A 2,409-nucleotide genomic window follows, 5' to 3' on the forward strand; every position below is an offset into this window, starting at 1 on the left:
CTCTTGCTCCATGCGCCTCCAGCTGACCAGCCCGAGCGGCCCCACCGGCGCACGGCCGATAAAAATGTTCTCCGCCACCGTCAGCGTCGGGATCAGGCTCAGCTCCTGATAGATGGTCACGATGCCGAGCCGCTTGGCGTCCTGCGGGCTGGACGGGTGATAGTCGGCGCCGTCGAAAATGATGTGGCCGCTGGAGGGCGGCATCACGCCCGACAGGATCTTCAACAGCGTCGACTTGCCGGCGCCGTTCTCGCCCAGCAGGCCAAGGATTTCGCCGGGGCGGATGTCGAGCGAGACATCGCTGAGCGCGGTCACGCCGGAAAAATGCTTGGTGATGCCCTCGACGGCAAGCAGGACGGGTTTGGGCGATGCGGCTTCAGCTGGCAAGGGTTGCTCCCGGATTTCAGCAGGATGCGGGACAGCGCCCCCCGCCGTCCTGCCGGACATCTCCCCCACGAGAGGGGGGAGATTGGCAGTTTTGCCGGCAGGACAGAGGGGGGCGCGACAGAACGCGACCTCCACCCGTCATGCGCCCGGCTCTCACCCCCTACTTCGTCTCGCCAATCCGCTCCGCCTTGTCCAAATTGTCCTTGCCAATCACAATCGGCGTCAGCAGCACCAGCTTCTCCTTCGGCTCGGTCTTGTCCTTGGCAAAGGCCACCGCGATGCGCACCGCCGTGCGCGACTGTTCGCCGGGGAATTGCTCGACGGTGCCGGCAAGCTTGCCGTCGCGCACCGCGACCAGCGCTTCCGGCAGCGCATCGAAGCCGTAGATCTTGACGTCGGTGAAGTTGCGCGCCGCGCAGGCCTCCATGGCGCCCAGCGCCATGTCGTCATTGGCGCAGACGATGGCGTCCGGCTTGCCGTTGGCGGCAAGGCCGGCCTCTGTCACCGACAGCGCCTCGGCGCGGGCGAAGTTGGCGGTCTGCTCGAAGACGATCTGGTACTTGTCCTTCAGGGGATCGAGCACGTTGTGGACGCCCTTGTTGCGGTCGATCGCCGGACCGGCACCTGGCTGGCCCTGCAGATGGAAGATCTTGGCGCCGTTGGGGAATGCCGCCACCATGGCGTTGGCTTCCGCCTCGCCGCCCTTGACGTTGTCGGCGCCGACATGGGCCAGGATGCCCTCGACACCGTCGACGCGGCGGTCGATCGTCACCACGGGAACGCCGGCCTTGACCGCTTCCTCGATGGCCGGCGCCAGCGCGTTGACGTCGAGCGGCGAGATGACGATGGCGTTGACCTTCTGCACCAGGGCCGCCTCGATGTCGGCGGTCTGCTTGGTGGCCGAGTTCTGGCCGTCGCTCTCGGTCAAATTGACGCCTTGCGCGGCGGCCTCGGCCTTGATCTCGTTCAGCATGTGCACGAAGAACGGAAAGCCGAGATTGGGCACCGAGCCCAGGATGGTGAGCTTGTCCTGCGCAAACACCGAAGGTGCGGCAAGCATCATGGCGCCAAAGGCCGCGGACGACAGCAGGAATTCGCGTCTGTTCATGGGATCCTCCTCCACAAGAACGCACGATCCCGAAAACCGGGATCGGTTTCAGGAAGGATCATGCGTCGGTTCAAAGTGTTGGAGCATCCTCCCTGCGCCCGAAAACGCATGCCGCTCCAGCTGGCCGCCGCTGTTAAAAGAGCCTCCCACCGACGCCTGCCCGGAGATGCTAACCCAGGGTCAACCATTTGTGCAACATCGATATAACAGAGCTGCCGGGCAAATTATCGGAATTGTCGGATTTTTGAATTGCGGGCATGGGCGTCCCTACCGGACGCTGCCCCCGCCCCTGCTTACGACCGGCGTCGTGCGCCTGTCGCGTGCGGCTCGCTGACATGCGGGCGCCAGCCGTGGACCCGGTCCCGCCCCGCCACCTTGGCGCCATAGAGGGCCTCGTCGGCACGCCTGAGCAGATCGGCGATCTCGATCGAGGCGCCGCCCGGATCGAAGGTCCCCACCCCGACACTGATGGTGACGATGCCCTTTTCGCTGCCGGCGTGTGCGAGCCTGAGGTCGCGCACGCCTTTTCTGAGATTTTCGGCGATCACGAATGCGCCGCGCGCATCGGTTTCAGGAAGGATGAGGGCGAACTCTTCGCCCCCGTAGCGGGCGGCCGCATCGGCCGCCCGCCGGGCCGTTGCCTTGATGCAGCCGCTGACGGCGCGCAGGCATTCGTCACCAGCCGGATGGCCGTAATGATCGTTGAATCGCTTGAACCAGTCGACGTCGATGATGAGCAGGCTCAGCGGCGCCATGCTCCGCTTGCCGCGCGCATATTCGAGCGCCAGCGCTTCATCGAAGGCCCGGCGCGTCAGCAGTTCGGTCAGGCCGTCACGGTTGGCCAGCAGGTTCAGCTTCTCGTTGGCCGCCAGCAACTCAGCCTCGACATGCTTGGCCTCGGTGATGTCGGAGTC

3 protein-coding genes are annotated in these 2,409 nt (G+C 65.3%); all 3 read right to left on the reverse strand.

Annotated features, from left to right (window positions below; all coding sequences use genetic code 11):
- On the reverse strand, positions 1 to 387 hold a 387-nt coding region (locus EN935_RS31305), incomplete at its 3' end, for an ATP-binding cassette domain-containing protein (RefSeq protein ID WP_164771501.1).
- A gap of 160 nt (positions 388 to 547) precedes the next feature.
- Complete coding sequence (locus tag EN935_RS31310) at positions 548 to 1,495, reverse strand: substrate-binding domain-containing protein (RefSeq protein ID WP_109660434.1); 948 nt, start codon at positions 1,493 to 1,495, stop codon at positions 548 to 550.
- A 293-nt stretch (positions 1,496 to 1,788) separates the two neighbouring features.
- A partial coding sequence (locus tag EN935_RS31315; RefSeq protein WP_127373984.1) for a diguanylate cyclase occupies positions 1,789 to 2,409 on the reverse strand: 621 nt, incomplete at its 5' end.

This window comes from Mesorhizobium sp. M7D.F.Ca.US.004.03.1.1 (assembly GCF_003998635.1).
GTDB lineage: Bacteria > Pseudomonadota > Alphaproteobacteria > Rhizobiales > Rhizobiaceae > Mesorhizobium > Mesorhizobium loti.